This window comes from Aeromonas sp. 97A, from assembly GCF_051919185.1.
Lineage (GTDB): Bacteria > Pseudomonadota > Gammaproteobacteria > Enterobacterales > Aeromonadaceae > Aeromonas > Aeromonas veronii.
Genome location: NZ_JBQBFF010000001.1, coordinates 3,870,013 through 3,889,494, shown reverse-complemented (window position 1 = coordinate 3,889,494; position 19,482 = coordinate 3,870,013). Strand labels below are relative to the sequence as shown.

The 19,482-nt window shown below is 60.2% G+C and carries 17 protein-coding genes, 1 tRNA gene and 1 pseudogene; 6 read left to right on the top strand and 13 right to left on the bottom strand.

Translation table 11 applies throughout. The features are described 5' to 3' along the window. Positions 1 to 128: 128 nt before the first annotated feature. The gene (locus ACTG27_RS17665; RefSeq protein WP_439980077.1) at positions 129 to 1,562 is read right to left on the bottom strand and encodes a DUF2867 domain-containing protein; all 1,434 of its coding nucleotides are present in this window, start codon (positions 1,560 to 1,562) and stop codon (positions 129 to 131) included. 285 nt (positions 1,563 to 1,847) lie between these two features. Here ACTG27_RS17665 and ACTG27_RS17660 point away from each other — a divergent pair, with 285 nt between their 5' ends. After that, positions 1,848 to 2,939, top strand: coding sequence for a hypothetical protein (locus ACTG27_RS17660; protein WP_439980076.1), 1,092 nt, complete (start codon positions 1,848 to 1,850; stop codon positions 2,937 to 2,939). 64 nt (positions 2,940 to 3,003) lie between these two features. On the opposite strand, the gene priA is transcribed toward ACTG27_RS17660, so the two are convergent. Continuing rightward, complete coding sequence (gene priA, locus ACTG27_RS17655; protein ID WP_181269756.1) at positions 3,004 to 5,211, bottom strand: primosomal protein N'; 2,208 nt, start codon at positions 5,209 to 5,211, stop codon at positions 3,004 to 3,006. 147 nt (positions 5,212 to 5,358) lie between these two features. Between priA and rpmE the strand changes: the two genes are divergently transcribed. After that, complete coding sequence (rpmE, locus tag ACTG27_RS17650) at positions 5,359 to 5,574, top strand: 50S ribosomal protein L31 (RefSeq protein WP_005340673.1); 216 nt, start codon at positions 5,359 to 5,361, stop codon at positions 5,572 to 5,574. Between the two features lie 100 nt (positions 5,575 to 5,674). Here the strand turns inward: rpmE and ACTG27_RS17645 are convergent, their stop codons facing one another. Beyond that, positions 5,675 to 6,325 (bottom strand): chromophore lyase CpcT/CpeT, encoded by a 651-nt coding sequence (locus tag ACTG27_RS17645; protein WP_021230765.1) that lies wholly within the window; start codon positions 6,323 to 6,325, stop codon positions 5,675 to 5,677. A 122-nt stretch (positions 6,326 to 6,447) separates the two neighbouring features. After that, entirely contained in the window at positions 6,448 to 8,301 is a 1,854-nt protein-coding gene (locus ACTG27_RS17640; protein WP_439980075.1) for a methyl-accepting chemotaxis protein, read from the bottom strand. A 146-nt stretch (positions 8,302 to 8,447) separates the two neighbouring features. Between ACTG27_RS17640 and rraA the strand changes: the two genes are divergently transcribed. Then, positions 8,448 to 8,933, top strand: coding sequence for a ribonuclease E activity regulator RraA (rraA, locus tag ACTG27_RS17635; RefSeq protein WP_005340678.1), 486 nt, complete (start codon positions 8,448 to 8,450; stop codon positions 8,931 to 8,933). A 270-nt stretch (positions 8,934 to 9,203) separates the two neighbouring features. Here the strand turns inward: rraA and ACTG27_RS17630 are convergent, their stop codons facing one another. The 3 genes and pseudogenes from ACTG27_RS17630 to ACTG27_RS17620 form a co-directional block, all read right to left on the bottom strand. Further along, positions 9,204 to 9,878: a 7-cyano-7-deazaguanine/7-aminomethyl-7-deazaguanine transporter gene (locus ACTG27_RS17630; RefSeq protein WP_127007303.1), complete on the bottom strand. Its 675-nt coding sequence runs from the start codon at positions 9,876 to 9,878 to the stop codon at positions 9,204 to 9,206. 159 nt (positions 9,879 to 10,037) lie between these two features. Continuing rightward, positions 10,038 to 10,324 (bottom strand): annotated as a pseudogene (locus ACTG27_RS17625) (DUF3630 family protein). 10 nt (positions 10,325 to 10,334) lie between these two features. Further along, a complete protein-coding gene (locus ACTG27_RS17620) occupies positions 10,335 to 11,762 on the bottom strand; it encodes a protein adenylyltransferase SelO (RefSeq protein WP_439980073.1) in 1,428 nt (475 codons plus the stop codon). A 105-nt stretch (positions 11,763 to 11,867) separates the two neighbouring features. Here ACTG27_RS17620 and ACTG27_RS17615 point away from each other — a divergent pair, with 105 nt between their 5' ends. Then, positions 11,868 to 12,170 (top strand): c-type cytochrome, encoded by a 303-nt coding sequence (locus ACTG27_RS17615; protein ID WP_005340687.1) that lies wholly within the window; start codon positions 11,868 to 11,870, stop codon positions 12,168 to 12,170. 67 nt (positions 12,171 to 12,237) lie between these two features. Here the strand turns inward: ACTG27_RS17615 and recQ are convergent, their stop codons facing one another. Further along, positions 12,238 to 14,073 carry an ATP-dependent DNA helicase RecQ gene (gene recQ / locus ACTG27_RS17610; protein WP_005355462.1) on the bottom strand — a complete coding sequence of 612 codons (1,836 nt, stop codon included), beginning with the start codon at positions 14,071 to 14,073 and terminating at the stop codon, positions 12,238 to 12,240. Positions 14,074 to 14,206: 133 nt separating this feature from the next. On the opposite strand from recQ, the gene ACTG27_RS17605 reads away from it, so the two are divergent. Both ACTG27_RS17605 and ACTG27_RS17600 read left to right on the top strand, forming a co-directional pair. After that, a complete protein-coding gene (locus tag ACTG27_RS17605) occupies positions 14,207 to 14,671 on the top strand; it encodes a thioesterase family protein (RefSeq protein ID WP_005355465.1) in 465 nt (154 codons plus the stop codon). A 124-nt stretch (positions 14,672 to 14,795) separates the two neighbouring features. Next, positions 14,796 to 15,323, top strand: a complete 528-nt coding sequence (locus ACTG27_RS17600) for an AbiTii domain-containing protein (protein ID WP_005356927.1) — start codon at positions 14,796 to 14,798, stop codon at positions 15,321 to 15,323. Positions 15,324 to 15,583: 260 nt separating this feature from the next. Here ACTG27_RS17600 and ACTG27_RS17595 read toward each other — a convergent pair. The 5 genes from ACTG27_RS17595 to potA form a co-directional block, all read right to left on the bottom strand. Next, a tRNA-Pro gene (locus ACTG27_RS17595) sits at positions 15,584 to 15,660 on the bottom strand. 155 nt (positions 15,661 to 15,815) lie between these two features. Beyond that, positions 15,816 to 16,520, bottom strand: coding sequence for an MOSC domain-containing protein (locus ACTG27_RS17590; RefSeq protein WP_439980072.1), 705 nt, complete (start codon positions 16,518 to 16,520; stop codon positions 15,816 to 15,818). Between the two features lie 45 nt (positions 16,521 to 16,565). Then, positions 16,566 to 17,411 carry an ABC transporter permease subunit gene (locus tag ACTG27_RS17585; RefSeq protein ID WP_372587403.1) on the bottom strand — a complete coding sequence of 282 codons (846 nt, stop codon included), beginning with the start codon at positions 17,409 to 17,411 and terminating at the stop codon, positions 16,566 to 16,568. Beyond that, the gene (locus ACTG27_RS17580; RefSeq protein WP_005340703.1) at positions 17,408 to 18,313 is read right to left on the bottom strand and encodes an ABC transporter permease subunit; all 906 of its coding nucleotides are present in this window, start codon (positions 18,311 to 18,313) and stop codon (positions 17,408 to 17,410) included. Before ACTG27_RS17580 ends, ACTG27_RS17585 begins: the two co-directional genes overlap by 4 nt. Beyond that, positions 18,310 to 19,464, bottom strand: a complete 1,155-nt coding sequence (gene potA, locus ACTG27_RS17575; protein WP_005340704.1) for a polyamine ABC transporter ATP-binding protein — start codon at positions 19,462 to 19,464, stop codon at positions 18,310 to 18,312. The genes ACTG27_RS17580 and potA overlap by 4 nt, the downstream gene beginning before the upstream one ends. Positions 19,465 to 19,482 lie beyond the last annotated feature (18 nt).

Below are 19,482 nucleotides of genomic sequence, written 5' to 3'. Positions count from 1 at the left end.
TGGTTATCTATCCGCGGTAAACAAGACCGCGGCATGATGCCAGCCTTTGCCCGGGGAAGCACCTCAATATGGGCCAAAGGGAGGGCCTGACGTGTACAGCCAGCGCCATCCGAGCGAAGAAAGGAGGCTCAATCCATTACGGGGATACCGGCTTTTGCCTCCGCCTCTCTGGCGATGGCCTCGGTCATCCCCTGAAAGATGAAGAGGTGGAACGGCAGCATGGCAAGCCAGTAGGCCAGCCCCCATGCGCCCTGCGGATGCCAGTGAGCGGTGACCCGGATGCGGGTCAACCCGGACTCCTCCGGCAGGATGTTGAACTCCAGCCGGCCGACGCCCGGGGCCTTCATGTTGAACAGCAGATCGAGCCTGCGCCCCTCATCCACCCCGAGGATCTGCCAGGAGTCGAGCATGTCACCTTTCACGAAGCGATCGGGATTGCTGCGACCACGGGTGCGGGCCGGACCACCGATAAGATGATCCATCCATTCGCGCACCACCCACAGCTGGTTCATGTAGAAGTAGCGCTTCTCGCCCCCCAGCTGCTGCAACACCTGCCACACCACCTCGGGAGAGGCGAGGCAGATGGCCTCGCCGCTGGCGGTACGGTCATAGAAGCCATATTCGGGATGGCGCCAGCGCAGGCCGAGCGGCGTCTCCTGCCCCTGCTGTTCGGCACCCAGCTTCTGCTCCAGCGCCAGACTCTCCGCCAGCGCTTCGTCGAAGCTGAGCAGAGTCTGGGGCAGCAGGGCACGCAGCGGGCCGTCGTCGGCCGGGATATCGTGCTTGAGACCGCCCACCAGCGCCTTGGCCACCGGCTGCGGCACCGAGGTGACAAATTGCAGCCACCAAGCGGAGAGGCGCGGACTCAGAAACGGGATGGGAATGATGGGGCAGCGCTTGCCGATATGGGCGGCGAACTTCTGCAACTGCTGCTGATAGCTGAGCAGCTCGGGGCCGACCGCATTGAAGATGCGTCCATCCACCTCGTCGGCTTCCACCAGCCCGCCCAGATAGTGCAGCAGGTTGGACAGCGCAATCGGCGGCGTGCGCGAGCGCACCCATTTCGGCGTCACCATCATCGGCAGGTTGAACACCAGATCCCGCATCACCTCGAAGGCCGCCGAGCCCGGCCCTATGATGATGCCGGCGCGCAGCTCCACCGTCGGCACACCCGAGTCACGAAACAGCTCACCGCAGTGGCGGCGGGAGTTGAGATGGCGGCTGTTGCACTGCTCGGGCTGGATCGCCCCCAGATAGATGATGCGGCGCACCCCGGCGGCACGGGCGGCGGCAGCGAAGTTCTTTACCCCCTGCTGCTCCAATCGGTGAAAATCGGCCCCCGCCCCCATGGCATGCACCAGATAGAAGACGGTATCTATGCCCGCCAGCGCAGGCAGCAAGGTGATCGGCTTGAGGCTGTCGGCGAGGCGAAACTCCACCCCCTCAGGCAAGCGACAGGGACGGCGCGCCCCGGCAATCACCTTGTAGCCGAGGGTCTGCAGGTGGGGCACCAGATAGGAACCGATATATCCTGCCGCTCCCATCACCAGACAATTACGCATGAGTGCAGCCCTCAGCATCATTGATGCAAGGGGCGCCAGACAGGAATCCACCATGGCCCGCCACGTCCATCACCAGACAATTTTCATGTAATTCTCCCTATCCTTACCGATGCTGCTTGTCAGTCAGCGTGCGCAGCGCTACCTGAAAATGTTCAACTAGAGCGCCACCATCCAGTCTCTTGCCATCCTGCCACGCCACCACCTTGCAACCTAGTACTAACCACCTCTCTGATTAGTCCGATTTGGTGTTAAGCCCTGCTCATTGACTGGTCGATAACTGACCAGATGTATAGCACCGAGGGCGAACGTATGCGCATCGATCACTACGACCTCCAGGGGGAGGTGCAATACCGGCAACAGCAGGCCCAGAGCCGCAAGGTGCGCAACCTCGGGCCAGTGCCACCCGCCGTCAATCCACCGGAGGGCAACAACACGGCCGCGGCCGGCGAACGCAGCAGCACCCTGACCCTCACCAGCGCCCTGACGCTGCAAACCGCGAGGCAATCCGCCACCAGTCAGCAAGCAGCAACACCTCCCGCCCCGCCCGCAGCGGACGTCGGCAAAGAGCAGGATGGTATTCCCGACGATGGACTGGATAACCGCCAGCGGCTGATCAAGCTGATGATTGAGGCGATGCTGGGCCACGAAATCGAGCTGCCCAAGCCGATCAAACCCTCCGAAGAGGGAGGCGATGGAGTGACCCAAGGAGACGCCGCGGCTCAAGCCGCCGAGACGGATCAACTGGTGGAGGTGACTGACACCCTGCTGCAACAGGAGCAGCTCAACGTGGTGGCATCGGCCAGCGTAGCGACTCGGGATGGTCAGACTATTCAGCTCGATCTCGGCTTTGTGCTCGACTGGCGCCAGCTGGAGGTGAGCCAGCGGCGCACCACTCTCAATGCCCTCAAGGATCCGCTGGTACTCAGTCTGGATGGCAAGATCGCCGACCTGACCGAGGCTCGGGTCACTTTCGATATCGATCAGGATGGCAAGGAGGATAGCCTGCCGGGCTTGAGTGAAGGCAGCGGCTTTGTAGCGCTGGATCGCAACGGCAACGGCGCCATAGACGATGGCGGCGAGCTGTTCGGGGCCCGCTCCGGCAATGGCTTCGGCGAGTTGGCCACCCTGGATGAGGATGGCAACGGGGTGCTGGATGAGGGGGATAGCCAGTTTTCAGCGCTGCAGTTCTGGCATCCGGAGCACGCACCTATCGCACTGGTCGAACTGGGGATCGGCGCCATCCTGCTGCGCCCCCTCGACACCCCCTTTAACCATCTGGGGGAGAACGGCAATCAGGGGGTGCTGCGCCAATCCGGCCTCTATCTCACCGAACAGGGTAAAGGAGGCTGGGTGCAGCAGATCGATCTGCGGGTCTGAGCCTTTAAACGGAATCAGCAGCCCGGTCGCTGACGAGCTCTGCCAGCGACCGGCTCCGGCACCATCAACTCAGCTCGGTGGGGTCGATATCCAGACTCCAGCGCACCCTTTTGGTCTCAGGCCAGCCTTCCAGCTCCTTTACCGCCCAGTCCAGCAGTTGTGCCAGCGGTGCCCGGTTCGGCCCCTGCACCAGCAACTGCATGCGAAACTTGCCCGCCTTGCGCTCCATAAAACCGCTGATGGGCCCCAGCACCTGAACATGGGGATAGCGGGCACTACGCAAGGTATCGGCGAGACGGGCGAGGAACAGCTGCACCTCGTCACGACCGTTGGCCTCGGCCCGAAACAGCCCCTGATAGCTGAAGGGCGGCAGCCCCAGCAGGCGGCGCTCTTTCAGCGCCGTATCGGCGAAGTGGCCGTAACCGTTCTGGGTCAGATCCTGCAGCAAGGCGTGCTCCGGATGGTGGCTCTGCAGCACCACCAACCCGGGTTTGCTGGCGCGACCGGCACGGCCCGCCACCTGGGTGTAGAGCTGGGCCAGTTTCTCAGCAGCGCGAAAATCGGCGCTGAACAGGGCACCATCCACATCCAGCAGGCCCACTAGCGTCACATCCGGGAAGTGGTGGCCCTTGGCCAGCATCTGGGTGCCGATCAGGATCTTGTACTTGCCCGCCTTGATGTCGCCGAGATGGGTCTCCAGCTCCCCCTTGCGGCGGGTGTTGTCCCGATCGATGCGCACCACCGGATATTGCGGGAACACCGTCGTGAGCAGCTGCTCCAACTGCTCGGTGCCCACTCCCGATCCGATCAGTTCGTTGCTGCCACATTCGGGGCAGTGGTGAGGCAACGGGCGCACGCTGTCACAGTGGTGGCAGTGCAGCCGTCGTCCGGCCTGATGCCAGGTGTACCAGGCATCACAGCGCTCACAGGCGGCGCTCCAGCCACACTGGTGGCAGATAAGAGCCGGGGCATAGCCACGGCGGTTGAGAAACAGCATCACCTGATTGCCCGCCGCCAGATGCTCCGCCATCAGCTGCTCCAGCTGGGGGGAGAGCCCGGCCTGCAACCGCACGTTCTTGATATCCAGGATCACCTGACGGGCGGTCTGGGCGTTACCGGCACGGCGAGTCAGGGTGAGATGGTGATACTTGCCGGTGCGGGCGTTGTGCAGCGTCTCCAGGGACGGGGTGGCCGAGCCAAGCAGGATGGGGATACCGGCACGATGAGCCCGCATCACCGCCAGATCCCGCGCGTGGTAGCGAAAACCGTCCTGCTGCTTGAAGGAGCCGTCGTGCTCCTCGTCGATGATGATGATGCCGAGGTTGTGAAACGGGGTGAACACCGCGGAGCGGGTACCGATCAGGATGGCGGCGCCGCCGTCGCGACAGGCGAGCCAGGCGTCGAGCCGCTCCCTGTCGTTCATGGCGGAGTTCATCGCTACCACCGGCACGTTGAAGCGGCGCCGGAAGCGGTTGATGGTCTGCGGGGTGAGGCCGATCTCCGGCACCATCACCAGCGCCTGTTTGCCCGCCTTGAGCAAGGGCTCGAGGATGCTTAAATACACCTCGGTTTTGCCGGAGCCAGTGATGCCATCCAGCAGAAAGGCGCCGAACTTGTCGCTCTGGCTGGTAACGGCGGAGACGGCCAGTGCCTGCTCGCCGTTGAGGCGCAGCCCCTCCCCCGGTTCAAAGCGGGCAGCCCAGTCGCCATCGTGGCTCGGCTCCAGCGAGCGCTTCTCCAGCAGCCCCTTCTTCTCCAGCGCGGTGAGAGCTGCGCTCTGGATCTCCTCCTGCTTGAGGGCGGAGGGGGTCTGCGGCCCCTTGCGCAGCAAGGCGAGCGCCTGCTGCTGCTTGGCCGCCCGCTTGAGCTCGTTAAGGTCGATGGCCATGCCAGCCTCGGTGGCAAACCAGAACTCCAGTTCGCGATAAGCGGCAGGCTCCCCCTTGCGCACCAACACCGGCAGGGCGTGGGGCAGCACTTCCCCCAGCGGATGCTGGTAGTAGCTGGCGCTCCAGTTCATCAGCGCCAGAATATCCGGCCCCAGCACCGGAGCCGTGTCCAATACCCGTTTGATGGGCTTGAGCTTGTTGCGGGGCACTTGGCTGTCGGCCGGATGATCCACCACCAGCCCGACCAGGGTTTGGGGACCGAAAGGGATCTCGACCCGGCAACCGGGGGCAGGTAACGGCAGGGGAGAGAGATAGTCGAAGTGACGGCGTAACGGTACCGGGACAGCGACACGAACCAGATCCAGCGTTTGGGAAGAATTCACCAGGGGTTGCCTATTTTTTCTGCGAAGCCACTTGCCTGATCTCAGGCATTTCCTATATTATTCGCAGCCTTTGAAACTGTGTTCAACAATCGTGTGGTGTCCGACAAGAGATCGGATGGCGACACGGCCTATTAATTGAGGTTGTCCATGAAAGCTGGTATCCATCCTGACTACGTAGCCATCACCGCCAAGTGCTCTTGCGGTAACGTCATCAACACTTTCTCTACCATCGGTAAAGATCTGAACCTGGACGTGTGCTCCGAGTGCCACCCGTTCTACACCGGCAAGCAGAAAGAAGTTTCTAGCGGCGGCCGCGTAGACAAGTTCAACAAGCGTTTCGGTGCGATGACCACCAAGAAGTAATTTTACTTCTGAAGAATTCTGAAAAAGGCGCCCAATGGGCGCCTTTTTTACGATCCCTGTTTTTCATCCTTCATGTTCCCGCAGCCAGACGCACTCTCCCCTACTGGCCAAACCCTTTGGAACGACGCAAATAGACATACCCCTCACCCGGGCTACCCCAGCGCGGACTCCCTGCGTTGTCATAGGCGCGATCCAGCAGTCTGACGCTGTCGGGGCCAATCCAGATATGCTGCACCAGCGTCGTGGCACCACCAAAATCGGTAGAGCAGTGGCCCACCCGGGTATGACCGGCATATTCGCCGGAGGGGGTACGGGTCAGCCAGATCTCGCAACCGTGGCGCAAGGAGAGCTGCTGTGGGGTCAGACTGTCGAGCAGGGCGGGATCATGCCAGGCACCGGCAAAATCGGTGGCTCGGGGCATGGTCAGCTCTGCCATCAGGATCCGCCCGTCAGGGGCGGGGGAGAAGCGATAGATGCGCTGGCGGAAAGGACGGACGGAGCGCATGCTCAGGTACTGCTCGGCATAGACCCAGCGATAGCCCTGATAGCCGGGCCAGATCTCCATCAGGCGCAGCTCGGCACTGGTAAAGCGGCTGTCGTAACTGGCCTGCTCCCGGCTCGTAAATGCCCCGTTGAACCAGCTGAGTAGCGGCTCCATACCGGGCTTGAGTGGGGTAGCCTGGGGCGCCGAACCTGCCAACACCAGACAGGAACAGAGCAGCCCGAATACGGCCACCAGCAACTTTGCCATCGAATCCTTCCGAATCATCATAGTGGCGGCGATTATATGAGCGAATTACCCCAATAACAGCCATTACGATCAAATCATTGCCACTCTGGTGCAAAAACCTCACAAGGATGCCAGTCTGCTCACTAAACCCGATATTTTGCCACTGCCTTGTTGAGCAGCTGGGCCTGCTCGTTGAGGCCCTCGCTGGATCTCGCATTTTCCTCCGCCATGATGCTCGACTCCTGGGCGATGTCGCGGATGTTGTTGACGTTGCGGTTCACCTCGTTGGCCACCAGACTCTGCTGTTCGATGGCGGCGGCAATCTGGGTGCTCATGTCCATGATGTGGGTAACATCCTGAGTGATCTGCCCCAGCAACTCCCCTGCAGTACTGGCCTGATCCGAGCTGCGGTTGCCCTGCTCGCGGCAGGTTGCCATCACCTCGACGATGCTGCCGGTCTGTTTCTGCAGCGAGCTGATGATGCCGGCAATCTCCTGGGTCGATTTCTGGGTACGGATGGCCAGATTACGCACCTCATCGGCCACCACCGCAAAGCCGCGCCCCTGATCCCCTGCCCTGGCTGCTTCTATAGCCGCGTTGAGGGCCAGCAGGTTGGTCTGCTCGGCAATGCCGCGGATCACGTCAAGCACGGAGCCGATGGTCTCACTCTCTTTTTGCAGCTGGCTCACCTCGCGAGATGAGCTCTCCAGATTGCCCGCCAGCGAGCGGATCTGCTCGACAGTATTCTCGACCGCAGCCCGCCCCTCCATCGCCTTGTTGTTGGTTGCCTGCGCATTGTTGGCCGCCTGCTCGGTGTTGCGGGCGATCTCTTCGATGGTGGAGCCCATCTCGGTGGAAGCGGTCGCCACCATATCAGTCTCCTGCAGCTGGCGCGCCGCCCCTTCACTGGTGCGCTTGACGTTGGCCGAGAGGTGATCCGCCGCTTCGGTCAGGGTGTGCACGCTCTGCTTCACATCGCCAATCAGGTTGCGAAACCCGCCCAGCATCACGTCGAGATTGCCTGCCAGCTGGGCCATTTCATCGGCACCGCGCAGCTCTATCTTCAGGCGCAGGTCATTATCCTGACGAATGCGGTTGACGGTGTCATTCACCTGAGTAATGGGACGGTCGATGCTGCGCCCCAGCAACACGCTCATGATGCCGATCAGCACCACAATCACCCCACCACAGACCAGCATCAGGCTGTTGAGGCGAGCGCTCTGCCGCTCCAGCTCAGCGACAATGTGCTGATCGACGGCGGCAAACCCCTGTTCGGTCTGATGCACCAGATCCCGCATCTGGTTGCGCAGCCCCTCATCCTCTTTCAGCCCCAGTACCTGCATCCCCTGCACCAGCGCCACAAAGTCCTGCCGGTACTGCTTGCTGGCCTGCTCCAGCTTGCCGCGATCCGCCTCCGGCAAAGTGGCAAGGCTATCCTGAAAACTCTTGTGCAAGGTTTCAAAACGCTCCAGATACTGGATATCGGAACGCAGCATGAAATCTTTCTCCGCCCGCCTCAGTTGCAGCATGGTGATGAGCAGCCCCTGCTGATCCAGCTGCTTGAGCCCATTCTCCACCTCATGCACCGCCGCCCGCAGCTTGCCATAGAGCCCCTCCTCCGGCCCCAGACCAATCTTCTGCTGCTGGGCCACCAGATCGTTGAAGGCTTTGCCATAACCGCTGATCTGCTGATCCAGTCTGGTCAGCTCCCCCTCGACAGCCGCCAGATTGTCATCGGTCACCAGCTCCCGATTGTGCTGGTGAAAGTCTGACAGCCCCTGATTGAAGCGCTCGACGAAGGTCATATCCTTGCGGATCAGAAAATCCTTCTCGGCCCGCCGCAGGTTGAGCATGGCGATCTCCAGCTGGTCGATATTACGCTGGGCTTCGGTCAGATGACGGTGCACCTGGCTGGAGTAGATAAACAGGCCGCTCAGTACCAGCATGGCAACGGCAACCAGCACGGTATTCAGGATCAACTTATGACGGATAAGCACGATGGACCTCTCGCAAACTGGCAGTGAACTGCATTGAGCTTATGCAGAAAAGCGGCGACAGGTGATCTGTGCAAGGAATATTCATTGAAATGCCACACCCACTCCTTATACTGGTTGCACCTGTTTCCAGCCGTGGATTTGACACTATGGAATACAATACTTCTGAACTGTGCGACATCTATCAGGACATGGTGGATGTGCTTGAACCCATGCTCTGCTCCTTCGGCGGCCGCGCCTCTTTCGGCGGCGTCATCACCACCGTCAAATGCTTCGAATCGAATGGTCTTATCCGTGAACTCGTCAAAGAGAACGGACTGGGACGCGTCTTGCTGATCGATGGCGGTGGCTCCATGCGCCGCGCTCTGATCGACAGCGACATCGCCACCACGGCGGCCGAGAATGATTGGGAAGGGATTGTCTGCTACGGCTGCGTCCGCGAAGTCGATATTCTGGAAGATCTGGATATCGGCATTCAGGCACTGGCAGCCATTCCGGTCGGTGCCGACAGCAAGGATGTAGGGGAGACCGATCTGCCGGTCAACTTCGGTGGGGTGACCTTCCTGCCTGATGACCACCTCTACGCCGATACCACAGGGGTGATCCTCTCCCCCGAGGCACTCGATATCGAGTAAGCCATAGACAGCGTGACGACGGGAGCCTTGGCTCCCGTTTTTTATGCCTGCAACTTGCTGAAAAATGACAAAAAAAGAGGGCCAGATAAACTGGCCCTTAACTGGAAGCAATGTGAGCAATGTCGTGCCTTCACAAGAAGTCCATCACGTTGGAACGAATGAAGTCTTTCCCGGAAAACAAGTTAACAATAATCATTCTCATTTAACTAGGCAAGCGCTATTTGCAGAAAGTGCAAAAAAATTGACCACCGCGAAGGGTGGTCAATCTGGTCAGGCTTGCCGGGTGGCCGCTTGCAGGCTGGATAATCCGGCCTCGCCCACCAGCTTGCGGCTGAGGTAGCGCAGCAAGACACCGTAGAGCGGCACGAACAAACCAAGGCTTATCAGCAACTTGAATACGTAATCGACGGTTGCGATCTCGACCCAGTGCTCTGCCATGAAAGGATCTGTGGTGCGCCAGAAGGCCACACTGAAGAAAGCGATGGTATCAACCAGATTACCGAACAGGGTGGAGGCCGCTGGCGCAATCCACCACTGCTTGAGCAGACGCAGGCGGTTGAACACCACCACATCCATGAACTGCCCTACCAGATAGGCCATAAAGCTGGCCAGCGCGATACGAGCCACGAACAGGTTGAATTCAGCCAGATGACCAACGCCCTGAAAGCTCCCTTCGAAGAAGAGCACGGAGAGCGCATAGGAGACCGCCAGCGCTGGCAGCATCACGGTCTGGATAATCTTGCGTGCCAGACCGGCACCGAAGATCCGCACCGTCAGGTCAGTGGCCAGGAAGATAAACGGGAAGCTGAACGCACCCCAGGTGGTATGGAAGCCAAACACGGTGATCGGCAGCTGCACCAGATAGTTGCTGCTGGCAATGATCAGGATGTGGAACAACGACAGGCGAACGAGCGCCGTTTGGTACTGCGCAGGGGTCAGATTCATCTTGTGACCTTTTTGGTTAATGGGGTTAGGGAACCCATATCGCCACCATTGGCGATAATCGAGGGGCGAGATTATACGCCCCCAAACCGATAGTTCAATCTTTATGCGATTACGCTTGTCCAGGTTGGCCAGCGGCAGAGCAGGCCTTGCAGGCGATAGTCACACCTTGTGCTGTCTGGCGAGCCAGAGCAGCGCCTCCCGATCCGCCGGGCGCACCGCCTCCAGCCAGCAGCCGCTGTAGTGTTCGTACTCCAGCCGAAACTGGCTCCCTCAAACTCCAGCAACCAGCTATGGCGGTCGGCACCCGTATCCTGCTCGAGCGGCTGCAGCTCCCACTCTCGCAGCAAGGTCTGCGCCAACAGCGGGAACGTGTCCCAGTCGAGTGCCGGACAATCCAGCGTCACCACGCCAGCTTCGCTATCTGCCTGTTTGATTTGCCAACTCATTCCCTGTCTCTCAGCTACTGCAGGAGAGCTCACCACCGCAATACCATGCCGGAGTCGGGGTGGCGAGATCCTCATATTCGGGTTGTTCATCATAGGGGTGCTGCAAGGCGGCGAACAGCCGCTCGAACGGCTGCATATCCCCTACGTCGGCGGCGTCGATCACCTGCTGGGCCAGCGCATTGCGCAGCACATACTTGGGGTTGATGGCATCCATCTGCGCCTTACGCACAGCATCCTCGCTGCCTTCGCGCATTAGCCGCGCCCGATAGCGTTCCAGCCACTCCTGCCAAACACCAGGTTCAGACAACAGGGCCAGCAGAGACGCAGGCCACGCCCCCTCTTGCGTTACCTCACCGAGACGACGAAGGAACAGGTGGTAATCCACCTTGTGGGCCGCCAGCAACCGGAACAGCTCGCGGAACAGAGCCGGGTCATCCTCCTCCCACACCGCCAGTCCGAGCTTGGCCCGCATCAGCTCGGAGTAGTGCAACATCAGCTGCTGCTCGTACTGGGCCAACGCTGCAGCCAGCGCATCACCGTCTACATGGCCAGCCAGCGCCTGCGCCAGTTTTTGCAGATTCCAGTAACCGACCGCAGGCTGCTGATCCAGCGCGTAGCGGCCCGCCGGATCCGAGTGGTTGCAGACAAAGTCCGGCACATAGGCATCGATAAAGCCGTAGGGGCCGTAATCCAGCGTCAGGCCGAGCAGCGACATGTTGTCGGTGTTCATCACCCCGTGACAGAACCCCGCAGCCTGCCATTTGGCAATCAGCCGTGCGGTACGACGCACTACCTCGGCAAACAGTTCGGCACCACTCTCCAGCTCGGAGAAGTGGTGGCGCAGCAGATAATCGATAACCAGCGGGATCTTCTCCCCCTGCCCGCTCCAGGCGAAATACTCGATATGACCGAAGCGCAAGTGGCTCGGGGCGGTGCGCAGCACGGTCGCCCCCGTCTCTACCTGTTCGCGGTAAACGGGCTCTTGGCTGCCCACCAGCACCAGCGCCCGGGTGGTCGGGATGTCGAGGGCATGGAGCGCCTCGGAGGCCAGATACTCGCGAATGCTCGAGCGCAATACGGCGCGGCCGTCACCAAAGCGGGAAAACGGGGTTTTACCTGCTCCCTTCAGGTGCAGATCCCAGCGCTGACCATCCGGCGCCAGCTGCTCACCCAGCAGCAGTGCGCGACCATCACCAAGCCGCGGGCTATAACCCCCGAACTGATGGCCCGCATAGACCTGCGCTACCGGCTGCATGCCTGGCAGCACTTTTCCCTCGCCACAACAGGCGATCCAGTCAGCCTCGCTGACGCCTCCCAATCCCAGCTCATCCAGCAAAGTCCGGTTGAGATGAAGCAACCGGGGTTGCTGCAGCGGCTGGGGGACCACGGGTTCACAGGCCCAAGGCAGCTCGGTCGCAAAAGTGTTGATCAACTTCATGGTTGTGCCATTCGTCCCTGCGTATGCTCGTGTCACTCTTTATACTGCCGTCAGCCATGCTTGTGCTCACTGGCAACCATCATTTTTCAATTCAAGGAGAAGAAGATGCAAAAATGGGTATATGCCCTGCCCTTGCTGGCACTGGCGTGGGGTCATCAGGCCAAGGCTGCAGATATCGAGGCAGGCAAGGCCAAGGCGGCGGTCTGTGCCGCCTGTCACGGCGTAGAAGGCAAGGCGATGATCCCCAACTATCCCCATCTGGCGGGTCAGAATGCCGCCTATCTGGTGAAACAGTTGAAAGCGTTCAAGGATGGCACTCGCAAAGAGCCCTTGATGGACCCCTTCATGGCGCCGCTGACCGATGCGGATATCGACAATCTGGCGGCCTTCTACGCCAGCCTGAAATAACCTCGCGTCTGACCCCAGGTTCTTCCGAGCCGCGCTTACCGTGGTCGATTAGGCTGCCTAATCGACCCTAACGACGGCAGTAGTCGATGATCAGGTCCATAAAGGCTTCGCCAAAACGTTCCAGCTTGCGGTGACCGACACCGTTGATGGCCAGCATCTCGTCCTCGGTCATCGGCATCAGCTGTGCCATCTCCACCAGGGTCGCATCGTTGAACACCACGTAGGGCGGCACCTCTTCATCCTCGGCAATCTGCTTGCGCAGACCGCGCAGCTCCTTGAACAACCGCTTGTCATAGTTGGCATTGTCGAGCAGACCGTTGCGCTTCTCCTTGCGGCTGGAGATAGGCTGCAGGCGGGGTACAGCCAGTTCCAGCTTCACATCGCCACGCAGTACCGGACGGGCCGCTTCGGTCAACTGCAGCACCAGATTGCGAGTGATGTTCTGAGTCAGCAGCCCCTTGTGGATCAGCTGGCGGATCACGCTCATCCAGTATTCGTGGCTCTGATCCTTGCCTATGCCATAGGTCGACAGCTTGTCATGGCCGTGATCCTTGATGCGCTGGTTGAGGGAACCGCGCAGCACCTCCACCACATAACCCACCCCGAAATTCTGCCCCACCCGCCAGACGCAGGAGAGCGCCTTCTGGGCATCTTCGGTGCCGTCATAACTTTTGGGCGGATCGAGGCAGATATCGCAGTTGCCGCACGGCTTGTCGTTGTACTCGCCGAAGTAGTTGAGCAGCACCTGACGGCGGCAGGTCTGCGCTTCGGCAAACGCGGCCATCACGTTGAGCTTGTACTGCTCCACCTGCAGCTGCTGCGGGTTCTCGATGTTGTCGAGCAAGCGGCGCACCCGGCCGATATCGGCGGGATCGTAGAGCAGCAGCGCCTCGGCGGGGGTGCCATCGCGACCGGCGCGGCCGGTCTCCTGATAGTAGGATTCGATGTTCTTCGGAATGTCGTAGTGCACCACGAAGCGCACATTGGGCTTGTCGATGCCCATACCGAACGCCACCGTCGCCACCACAATCTCGATGTCATCCTTGAGGAAGGCATCCTGGGTCTGCTGGCGCTGTTCGAGCGGCAGCCCCGCATGATAGGGCGCCGCCTTGCAGCCGTGGCGGGATAGCCGCTCGGCCACCTCCTCCACCCGGTTGCGGCTGGAGCAGTAGACGATGCCGCAGTTGCCCTTCTGGCTCTGCACGTAGCGCAGCAGCTGCTCAGCCGCCTTGAACTTCTCCACCAGGCTGTAGCGGATATTGGGACGATCGAAGCTGGCGGTGTGGATGAAGGGATCGTTCAGCTCTAGGCGGTGCAGCATGTCGCTGCGGGTCGCCTCGTCGGCGGTGGCCGTAAGCGCTACCACCGGCACCTGCGGGAACCACTGCTTGAGGCGCCCCAGCGCCGCATACTCAGGCCGGAAATCGTGGCCCCACTGGGAGACGCAGTGCGCCTCGTCGATGGCAAACAGCCCGAGCGGCAGCTCGGCCAGCCGATCCATAAACTCGTGCTGCAACAGTCGCTCGGGGGAGACATAGACCAGCTTGATCTCGCCGCGGCGCATGGCGGCGAAGTTCTGGATCATCTCCTCCCGACTGAGGGCCGAGTTGATGTAGACCGCCGCTACGCCGTTGGCGCGCAGGCTGTCGACCTGATCCTTCATCAGCGAAATCAGGGGAGAGACCACCACCCCGAGCCCGGGCCGCAGCAGTGCCGGGATCTGGTAGCAGAGCGACTTGCCGCCGCCAGTGGGCTTGAGCACAAGCGCATCGCGCCCCGCGACGATCTGCTCGATGATTTCGAGCTGACCCGGCCGAAACTGCTGATAGCCGAAGACCGCCTGCAGCAGGGCAAGCGGACTCTCTGGCTGAGGATCTGGCAGGGTTTCGGCAATCGCGGTCATGGGCTCTCCTTTGGGGTCGCCATTCTAAAGCAGCCGCCGCCCACAATAAACCTGCCATTGCGACTGTTAAGGAACTGTTGCAGACTGGCTGGAGTTTTTACTCGGCTTTGATGACAAGGATTGGGATCAGAGAATGAAACAGATGCTCAAGAAGATGGCGCTCAGTGGCATTGCCAACCTGTTTGCCGAGAAGATGCCCTTCAACAAGCTGATCGGCATGCAGGTGACCCACTACGACTTCGACAAGGTGGAGTTGCGCATCAAGATGGACGAGAAGCTGATCGGCAACCCCTTCCACAACATCCTGCACGGCGGCGTCACCGCCACGCTGCTGGATGTGGCGGGCGGCATGATCGTCGCCGCATCCTGCATCGACGAGCTGGAGGAGTTCTCCCCCAGCTATCTCAAGGAGCGCTTCGCCCGCCTCGGCACCATAGATCTGCGGGTGGATTACCTGCGCCCAGGACGCGGCAACGAGTTTATCGCCACCGCCCACATCATCCGGGCTGGCAGCAAGGTGGCCGTCGCCCGGATGGAGCTGCACAACGAAGAGGGCACCCACATCGCCTTCGGCACAGGTACCTATCTGGTGGGTTGAACCAAGTTAGTGCATAAAAACCACGCGGCTAATCCACTTTTAATCATTAGATTCCTTACCCCCTCTGGCCGAACAAGGTCCATACTGATAGTCGGGATTGTGTGCAGAGGGAGGATTGCAGGCGATGAGTGCGAAACTGGCCATCAAACCATCCAGAGCCTTGTTGACACAGCTCGAGTCCATGCTCGACGAGGTGCAGACACCCGAGTGTCGCCACTGGTTGGAACAGGAGCTTGAGGGGTATTCTCTCTCCTCACCCTTGCCTTGGTATCGCATCGTTCCCTGTCGGCAACGCGGCCACTTTCTGGATCTGAAAACGGGAAAATATTTGACCTGTCACATCAACAGTCAAACGCTATGCCAACGCGATCTGGCCCAAATTCAGTTCATTTATGCCCGTGAACCCGCCGCCCACTATTTGCTGCAACGCAATTCCGGTATTGAACCCTGGCCAGAACAGCTGCTGGAAGATTATCAGGAGCAGTTGATCCCCGGCCATCTATGCCTGCAAGCCTGGCATGAGCCCGTTATTTCATTACGTGCACAACTGATGGAGGGAATAGAACATTTCATTAGTGAGTACCCCAAGCACGCGGCCTTGCTGCCTCAACACAGTTTCAAGGCTTTGCGGCATCAGCACTGGCATATCTGAGTAAGCGCCTGGCGCGCAAGGAGGGCACCATAGACAAGACCCATAGCGAGATTGCCACAATCTAGAGTGCCGGAGTCAGGATCAGACTCCACCGATGGGCCACCGAGCGGTGGCCCTTTTAATGTTTGTGGTCTTGCTTCGCCCCTGCATACTGCAAGTCAGATCACTTGGCCAGGTAACAGGTCAGCAGCTAAAGAAAATCGGGAAAACAGGAAGGATAAATGCAAAAAGGCCGCTCTATTGAGCGGCCTTTTCAAATTTGGTCGGTGTGAGAGGATTCGAACCTCCGACCCCTTCGTCCCGAACGAAGTGCGCTACCAAGCTGCGCTACACACCGATGTCTGCGGGACGGGAATTTACCGAAAGCCCAGACCCGACACAAGCCTTTTTTGCGTTTGGCAGGAAAAAAAGTGCCGTTCGCTCAACTATTCAGCACTCTTTTCATCCGTTTACCGGGCTGCAGCCAGCTGGTGACATTCCGGCAACCGGCCGTCAGGCCAGGCGCAGGGATGCCGGCCCCAGCAGACGGCGCTGCCAGTCAGCCACAGTGCCATGCTCCAGCCAGTCGGCTGCATGCTGGCGCCAGTTGGGCGAGAGGGCCGGATTTTCCAGCAACAGCAGCAGATCCGCTTCATTGCGCACCTGATTGAACAGGATATCCGCCGTGCGCTTCACCGTCAGTTCGGGATAGGGTCTGTCTACCAGCTCCATGGCCGTATCAAGCGCGATCATGCCCTCCTCCAGCACCCGTAGCAGCCAGCCACAACGGCCATTCAGCTGCATCACCTGGGACATCTGGCCATAGCCAAAGCGCTGGTTGAGCTTGAAGCAGGGGGATCTCGGCTGGCTGATCTGGATCAGCGCCTCGCCGAGTCGATAGACATCGCCAATGCAGGCTTGCGTCTCGGTCAGCCCGATACCGGAGAGGTTCTCGCCAAAGGCGGCAGGTTGCCAGGGTGTACGTGGCGCAGGCAAGTCCAGCGCGGTTTGCCAGGTATGCCACCAGAGATAGTGATCGGCAGGATAGTAGTGGAGCGCCCGATCCGGGCCACCGTGGTGGCGCAGGTCACACTGCTCATCCCCTTCCAGACCGGCAAAGGTACAGCGAACTGGTGCAGAGATCGGTTGCTTGTGAATGGCGCTGGTGAGGCCGGGCACCAGCTCGGTGCCACGACCGCTAAAAAGGGAGATCCGCATACTCATCCTCCAGGTTGACGAGAGTAGGCGGATCTTATCATGGCGTCAGACGACGGCCTGCATCTGGGTGGTCATGGCGATCTCGGCACGACGGCGCTTCTCCGCCTTGGCCATCAGATACCAGCTGCCGAAGGTAAAGAGCGATACCGACAACAGGATCAGGCTGGCCACCGCGTTGATCTCGGGTTTCACCCCTAGCCGCACCGCCGAGAAGACCTCCATCGGCAACGTGGTCGAGCCCGGGCCGGAGACGAAGCTAGCCAGCACCAGATCATCCAGCGACAGGGCGAACGACATCATGCCGCCTGCCGCCAGCGAGGGGGCGATCATCGGGATAGTGATCAGGAAGAACACCTTCCACGGCTTGGCGCCGAGATCCATCGCCGCCTCCTCGATGGAGAGATCCAGCTCCCGCAACCGCGCCGACACCACGATCGCCACGTAGGCGGTACAGAAGGTGGTGTGGGCGATCCAGATGGTCAGCATGCCCCGCTCGGCGGGCCAGCCCACCAGCTGGGCCATGGCAACGAACAGCAGCAGCAGCGACAGACCGGTGATCACCTCGGGCATCACCAGCGGCGCCGTCACCATGCCACCGAACAGGGTGCGACCACGGAAGTGGGGAATACGGGTCAGCACGAAGGCCGCCACCGTCCCCAGCGCCACCGCGGCGATCGCGGTGTAGAAGGCGATCTCCAGCGAGCGGAACACAGACCCGATCAGCTGCTTGTTGTCGAGCAGGCCGAAATACCACTTGAGCGACCAGCCACCCCACACCGTCACAAGCTTGGAGGCGTTGAAGGAGTAGATCACCATGATGATCATGGGCAGGTAGATAAACAGCAGCCCCAGCCAGAGCATCAGTTTGGCAAAACCGAAACGCTTCATCATGCCTTGCCCTCCAGCTCTTTGGCCTGGTTACGGTTGAAGAGGATGATCGGAATGATCAGCACCGCCAGCATCACTACCGCCAGCGCAGAGGCAACCGGCCAGTCGCGGTTGTTGAAGAACTCCTGCCACAACACCTTGCCGATCATCAGGGTCTCCGGGCCGCCCAGCATTTCTGGAATAACGAACTCCCCCACCACCGGAATGAACACCAGCATGCAGCCGGCGATGATGCCGTTCTTGGAGAGCGGTACCGTGATCTGCCAGAACCGGGTCAGGTTGCGGGCCCCCAGATCGGAAGCGGCCTCCAGCAGGCTCTGATCGTGTTTGACCAGATTGGCGTAGAGCGGCAGCACCATGAAGGGCAGGTAGGAGTAAACGATGCCGATATAGACCGCCAGGTTGGTGTTGAGGATCTGCAGCGGCTCGTCGATCACCCCGATCCCCAGCAAGACGCTATTGAGCAGGCCGTTGTTGCTGAGGATCCCCATCCACGCGTAGACCCGGATCAGAATGGCGGTCCAGGTCGGCATCATGATAAGCAGCAGCAAAACGGTCTGGGTCTCCTTGTTGGCCCGGGCGATGGAGTAGGCCATCGGATAGCCAATCAGCAGGCAGAGCAAAGTGCTGACGAAGGCCATCTTGAGGGAGCCCAGATAGGCCGCGATATAGAGCTCATCCTCCTGCAGCAGCAGGTAGTTGCCCATATTGAGCAGGATGGTGAGCTGATTGTCGGCCCAGCTCACCACGTCGGTGTAGGGCGGGATCGCCACATCCGCTTCCGCAAAACTGATCTTCACCACAATGACGAAGGGCAGCAGGAAGAAGAGGAACAGCCAGAAGAAGGGGATGCCGATCACCAATCGGCGCCCCCCGACCCGCTTCAGTCGTTGCAAGAACTTCATGATTGCAGCACCACGCCGCTGTCATCTTCCCAGTAGAGGAACACCTGGTCATCCCAGGTTGGCCGCTTGCCGTGGCGTTCGGCATTGGCGATGAAAGCCTGAACGATTTTGCCCGAGGGCAGCTGAATGTGATAAACCGAGTGACCGCCCAGATAAGCGATGTCATAGACCTCACCCTTGGTCCAGTTGAAGTCCGGGTGCTCGATCTCCTCCGGCTTTTGCAGACTCATCAGCAGTTTTTCCGGCCGCAGGGCGTAGGTCACCTTCTTGTTCTCGGCGCGGGAGCTGATGCCGTGGCCCACATAGATGGGCTGCTCCAGATCGGCGCAGGCGATGGTGGCGTGGTCCTGCTCATCCTCCACCAGCAGGCCGTCAAACAGGTTGACGTTGCCGATGAACTCGCACACCAGCCGACTGGCCGGAGTCTCGTAGATATCCATCGGGCTGCCGATCTGCTCGATGCAGCCGAGGTGCATGATGGCGATCCGCTCCGCCATGGTCATGGCCTCTTCCTGATCGTGGGTCACCATGACGCAGGTAACCCCGACCCGCTCGATGATCTCAACCAGCTCCAGCTGCATCTTGGATCGCAGTTTCTTGTCGAGCGCCCCCATGGGTTCATCCAGCAGCAGCAACTTGGGACGCTTGGCCAGGGAACGAGCCAACGCCACCCGCTGACGCTGGCCACCGGAGAGCTGATGCGGTTTGCGACGGGCATACTGGGTCATCTGCACCAGCTTGAGCATCTCCTCCACCCGGGCGTCGATCTCGGCCTTGGGCAGGCCATCCTGCTTGAGGCCAAAGGCGATGTTCTGGGCCACCGTCATATGGGGGAACAGGGCGTAGGACTGGAACATCATGTTGATGGGGCGTTCATAGGGGGGCATGTCGGTGATGTCGACCCCGTCGAGGAACAGCCGCCCCTCGGTCGGGCGCTCGAAACCGGCCAGCATCCGCAGCAGGGTCGATTTGCCGGAACCGGACCCGCCGAGCAGGGCGAAAATCTCTCCCTTGTGAATATTGAGAGATACGTTATCGACCGCCAGCGTTTCGTCGAACTGCTTGCTTACCCGATCAATTTTCACCAGCACTTCTTTGCGCTGCTGACTGCCCTCGAGGGCTTTCTTGTAGGCACTGGAGGCTATCGCCATTACCAAACTCCCCAACGT

What these genes read in the sequence shown, in the direction of transcription:
- ACTG27_RS17645 (WP_021230765.1), bottom strand. Translation starts at nt 6,325, where the DNA reads ATGGCAAAGTTGCTGGTGGCCGTATTCGGGCTGCTCTGTTCCTGTCTG.
- ACTG27_RS17660 (WP_439980076.1), top strand. Translation starts at nt 1,848, where the DNA reads ATGTATAGCACCGAGGGCGAACGTATGCGCATCGATCACTACGACCTC.
- ACTG27_RS17665 (WP_439980077.1), bottom strand. Translation starts at nt 1,562, where the DNA reads ATGCGTAATTGTCTGGTGATGGGAGCGGCAGGATATATCGGTTCCTAT.
- rraA (WP_005340678.1), top strand. Translation starts at nt 8,448, where the DNA reads ATGGAATACAATACTTCTGAACTGTGCGACATCTATCAGGACATGGTG.
- potA (WP_005340704.1), bottom strand. Translation starts at nt 19,464, where the DNA reads ATGGCGATAGCCTCCAGTGCCTACAAGAAAGCCCTCGAGGGCAGTCAG.
- ACTG27_RS17600 (WP_005356927.1), top strand. Translation starts at nt 14,796, where the DNA reads ATGAGTGCGAAACTGGCCATCAAACCATCCAGAGCCTTGTTGACACAG.
- recQ (WP_005355462.1), bottom strand. Translation starts at nt 14,073, where the DNA reads ATGACCGCGATTGCCGAAACCCTGCCAGATCCTCAGCCAGAGAGTCCG.
- ACTG27_RS17605 (WP_005355465.1), top strand. Translation starts at nt 14,207, where the DNA reads ATGAAACAGATGCTCAAGAAGATGGCGCTCAGTGGCATTGCCAACCTG.
- ACTG27_RS17620 (WP_439980073.1), bottom strand. Translation starts at nt 11,762, where the DNA reads ATGAAGTTGATCAACACTTTTGCGACCGAGCTGCCTTGGGCCTGTGAA.
- rpmE (WP_005340673.1), top strand. Translation starts at nt 5,359, where the DNA reads ATGAAAGCTGGTATCCATCCTGACTACGTAGCCATCACCGCCAAGTGC.
- ACTG27_RS17590 (WP_439980072.1), bottom strand. Translation starts at nt 16,520, where the DNA reads ATGCGGATCTCCCTTTTTAGCGGTCGTGGCACCGAGCTGGTGCCCGGC.
- ACTG27_RS17630 (WP_127007303.1), bottom strand. Translation starts at nt 9,878, where the DNA reads ATGAATCTGACCCCTGCGCAGTACCAAACGGCGCTCGTTCGCCTGTCG.
- ACTG27_RS17615 (WP_005340687.1), top strand. Translation starts at nt 11,868, where the DNA reads ATGCAAAAATGGGTATATGCCCTGCCCTTGCTGGCACTGGCGTGGGGT.
- ACTG27_RS17585 (WP_372587403.1), bottom strand. Translation starts at nt 17,411, where the DNA reads ATGATGAAGCGTTTCGGTTTTGCCAAACTGATGCTCTGGCTGGGGCTG.
- ACTG27_RS17580 (WP_005340703.1), bottom strand. Translation starts at nt 18,313, where the DNA reads ATGAAGTTCTTGCAACGACTGAAGCGGGTCGGGGGGCGCCGATTGGTG.